1 protein-coding gene is annotated in these 4,672 nt (G+C 64.6%); it reads left to right on the forward strand.

What is annotated here, in order from left to right; genetic code table 11:
• Window positions 1-587 precede the first annotated feature (587 nt).
• Window positions 588-4,562: an Ig-like domain repeat protein gene (locus JWQ24_RS28345; RefSeq protein WP_299815887.1), complete on the forward strand. Its 3,975-nt coding sequence runs from the start codon at window positions 588-590 to the stop codon at window positions 4,560-4,562.
• Window positions 4,563-4,672: the final 110 nt, after the last annotated feature.

Raw genomic sequence — 4,672 nt, forward strand, 5'->3', positions numbered from 1 at the left:
CTGTCCGATCTTTGAGCAGCGCTCGGGGTCCTCAGCGAGTCGTGCGGTAAGTGTCCATACCCGCAGTCGTTAGTCTCACGAATGCGAAGGCAGGACGAGGCGCGACGTCGCCCACATTTTGCCCACACTCGTGGGCAAAATATGTCGATTCAATGTGATCACCCTCACCCAACATCATTGATGTTCCGCAGATCTTGAGAGAAGAAATGCTTGATCAATGGGCACTATTTGGCTTCGAGTCCCTCCAGGGGCGCTCTCATTCGGTTTCATGAAATAGCCGATTAGGGGGCTATTACTTCTCACTTCGGCCTCCCAAGTGGGCAGTTTGCCCACATTCAGATTCAACGCGTACGCCTGCGCCAGCGTTGATCGGCCGAATCAGATGCGTTGACGTCATCCCGTTGCCTACCCCGCCAGTAGACGTCAACGCGGCCCGCCCGCGCTAACACCGACTCGGCGCTCCAGTCTCCGGTAAGGTCAGGAGTTCTTGGTGGATTTCTTTGGGGGTGGCGTCGCCCGCGGCGCGACATCGGGGTGACTTTTGCCATCGTCGGAGGGTATTCCTCCCAGACAGATCGGCGCGTCACATGGCGACCATCACCTCACGTTTCTCTCGTAGCCGTCAGCGCTTGTCCTTGTCGGCTGTCGTCACGATGGTTATCACTGCTGCCATGGTGCTTGCCGCGCCGATTTCCGCGCACGCCGCGACCCCGACCAGCACGTGGACGGGCGGTGGCACCGACCTTAAGTGGAGCAATGCGGCTAACTGGGACGTGCTCCCTGCCGCGGGGAGCAATCTGGTCTTTCCGATCGCGGCCGGAACCAGTACGACGGCGATGGTCGACGACTTCCCGGCGGGAACCCAGTTCGGCAACCTGTCAGCCGCCGCTCTGTTCAATGTTTCCGGGAATTCGATGGGACTGACCGGCGTGGCGGCGACGGCGTCGCTCAGCTCGATTCAGATCAATAACGTGGTCACGATAAATTCAACGTTGGCCTTGAACCTGCCGTCAGCTAACAACGTTGCTCTATTCATCGGAGGGATATCGGGCTCCGGCTCCATCACCATGACCGGTGCGGGCACTGCCGACCTGTACTCGGGGACTAACGTCTCCGGCTCGACCACCATCTCGGCGGGACACATCCTTCTCGTGGGTTCTTCCACCCGCGTTTCAACCCTGGGAGATGTCACCGTTGCGACCGGCGGATCACTACGGAGCGACTATGGCACTGTCGCCAACCTGAGCGTCAGCGGCGTACTTCTCGGCGACGAGAGTGAGCACGCGAGTTCGATGACCTTCCAATCGACTGGAACCCTTCAGGCGTACCTGAGAACTAACCCGGGTGCGCGTGTGATCTACACCGTTGCGGGAAACGTCGTGCTCGGCGGGGCGGCCCTGAGCCTGACTCAGGCATACACACCCACCCCGGGCGATGTTGAGACGCTGATCAAGTCGACATCCGGCACCATCAGCGGCACATTTGCCGGGCTCGCCGAAGGCGCCACCATTGTGACGACCGGCTCCAGCAGCCCGGCTTCGCGGTACCGAATCAGCTACCTCGGCGGTGCAGTCACACTGACCGCGCTCGCCTCGACAACCACAACGCTTGATGCGGTGACTACGCCGGCGGCGACGGGCACATCCGTAACATTCACGGCGCACGTGACATCTTCGTCCTCGGGCGTGACCCCGACAGGGCTCGTGCAGTTCCGCGATGGCGGCGTATCTCTCGGAACAGCGCAGCTGATCGCCGGAACCGCGAGCTTCACCACGTCCGCGCTCGCCGCGGGCAGCCACCCGATCGGCGCCGCCTATCTGGGTGACCCGACCAACGATGGAAGTACGGCCGCCACTAACTCGTCGAATACCCTCGTCGTCATGGTCACGCCTGCCTTGAGCGGTGCGGCATCCGCCTCGGGCACGGCAGGGGCGGCGTTCGCCTACACGCCCACGAGCACGGGAACCAGCCCGACCATCACCGCGACGACGTTGCCACACGGCCTGACGATCTCGGCATCCACGGGGAAAATCTCGGGCACGCCGACCGTGGCGGGCGACTATCCGGTGACGCTCACCTCGACGAACGCCGTTGGGACGGCGACCCTTCAGACCACGATTACGATCAGCGCCGGCGCACTTTCTCGGCTTGCCCTGTCCCCGGCGACCGGGACTGCGACCGCGGGCACCTCTCAGACGTACAGCGTCGAGGGATTCGACTCCCAGGGGAACGATCTCGGCGATGAGACGGCGGCCGCGACACTCACTTCGAGCGCTGCGGCGGACACCGTCACGGCTAACAGCATCCATTTGTCCACAACGGGAACCCGCACCATCACGGCAACAGTCGACTCGCTGACTGGCACCACGACGATGTTTGTGACGGTGGGCGCACTCGCGAGCATTGCCGTCACACCGGCGTCGTCGTCGTTGACCGCTGGAACGTCGAAGCAGTTCGTGGTCACCGGTTATGACGGAGAGGGGAACAGCCGCGGAGATCTCAGCTCGAGCAGCGTCCTGACAACGGACGATAGCGCCGCCACGGTAAACGGGTCCACCATCACGTTCCGGACCGCGGGCAGCCATACCGTCACCGCCACCTACGCTGGCAAGACGGCAACGGCAACTGTCACAGTGAACGCGGGAGCCCTCAGCTATCTCACGGTGTCGCCGTCGACCGCCAACGTGACGGCGGGCGGCAGTAAGACATTCACGGTGGACGGATTTGACGCCCTGGGCAACAGCGTCGGAGATGAAACGTCGAACGCGACCCTAAGCTCCAACATCGTCGGCGATAGCGTGACGGTGAACTCTGTCAGATTCTCCGAGGCTGGCACGCACGTCATAACCGCGAAGGTCGGGACCACCACAGGCACGGCCACGGTGGTGGTTGCGGCGGGGCCGCTCTCCAGCATCACGGTATCGCCGACGACATCCACCGTCACCGCCGGCGACTCAAAGACCTTCACCGTCGAGGGCTTTGACGGAGAGGGCAACGACCTCGGGGACGTCACAGGTGACACGGTGGTCACGAGCGACGCCGAGTCCGACACCGTCCAGGATGCCACGGTCACGTTCGAGTCTGCGGGCACGCATGCCATCACCGCCACGGATGGTGGCGCCGTCGCCACCGCGACGGTAACGGTGAACCCCGCGACGCTCGATCATCTTGTCGTCACGCCCGCAACCGCAACTGTGACAGCCTCCGACAGCAAAACCTTCACCGTGGAAGGGTTCGACGTCTTCGACAACAGCCTCGGCGACGTCACGACCGACACCGTCTTCACGACGGATGTCACATCCGACCACGTGGACGGCGCGACGATCACCTTCACGCGTGCCGGGTCGCACACCGTCATCGCGACGGATGGCGCGGCGACCGCCACCGCAGCCGTCCTGGTGGATGCCGGCCCGCTCGATTCGATCACGGTCAGTCCTCAGACCGCTAACCTGACCGCGGGCGACAGCCAGGAATTCACCGCGGAGGGTTTCGATGTCCAGGGAAATAGCCTCGGCGACGTGACGGCGGACAGCACTTTCACGTCGGATGACCCGACCGACACCGTGCAGGGCGCGACGATCACCTTCCTGACGGCGGGCACGCACGCGGTCACCGCGACGGATGGTGGGCTCATGGCAACGGCATCCTTGGCGGTCGCCGCTGGTGCGCTGGACTCGATCACGATTTCTCCGGCGACCGCCGACGTTACTGCTGGTGGCAGCCAGGCGTTCACCGCGGAGGGTTTCGACAGCCATGGCAACGACCTCGGCGATGTGACGGCGGGCAGCACCTTCGCCTCGGGTGTCCCGACGGATGAGGTCAACAATGCCTCGATCACTTTCGTTGCGGCCGGTGCGCACACGATCACGGCGACGAATGGTGGGGCGAGCGCTACCGCGACCGTGACGGTTGCTGCGGGGCCTGTGGCATCGCTCACGCTGACGCCCGCGGATTCCACCGTGACGGCGGGTGCGTCGGTGACCTTCGCGGTGGAGGGTTTCGACGCGGAGGGCAACAGTGTCGGCGACGAAGCGGCCGTGCTGACGAGCGATGACAGCACGGATGTGGTCGCCGCGTCACAGGTCACCTTCGGCACCGCAGGCACCCACACGATCACGGCCACGGTTGGCCTGCGGACCGCGACCGCGACTGTTCTGGTGCAGGTCGATCCGGCCGCGATCGGGTCAATCACGCTGACCCTGTCGGCGACCACGGCCAAGGTGAAGCACTCGGTCACGGCGACGGTGACGGCGAAGGATGACTTCGGCAACGACCTCGGCGACGCCACCAGCCAGGTGACGCTGACGAGCAACTACGCCGCCGATGTCATCGACGGTTCGACCATCACCTTCGGGCATGCATCCCGGCACGTGATCACGGCAACCCTGGACGGGAACACCAGCAGCGTGACGGTGACGGTGATTCCGGCCGCCGCGCCGACCGGCACGGGGCTGGCATTCACCGGCGCCACCGCGGTGCCGACCCTCGCGACCGGGCTCGGCATCCTGATCCTCGGCCTCTCGCTGTTCCTCGCCGCAGCCTACCGCCGCCGCCGGGCCTGATGCCCTCCCGCGAGCAGGGACTCTCCTGCGCGCTCGGGAATTTGACGGAGGGGCGGCGGGGACCACGTCGCCGACCTGGCTCCGCGCTAAAGCGGAAGCGCGGCCGCAGC

The sequence above is a fragment of the Tardiphaga sp. genome (genome assembly GCF_028290495.1).
Taxonomy (GTDB): Bacteria; Pseudomonadota; Alphaproteobacteria; order Rhizobiales; family Xanthobacteraceae; genus Tardiphaga.

What these genes read in the sequence shown, in the direction of transcription:
- JWQ24_RS28345 (WP_299815887.1), top strand. Translation starts at nt 588, where the DNA reads ATGGCGACCATCACCTCACGTTTCTCTCGTAGCCGTCAGCGCTTGTCC.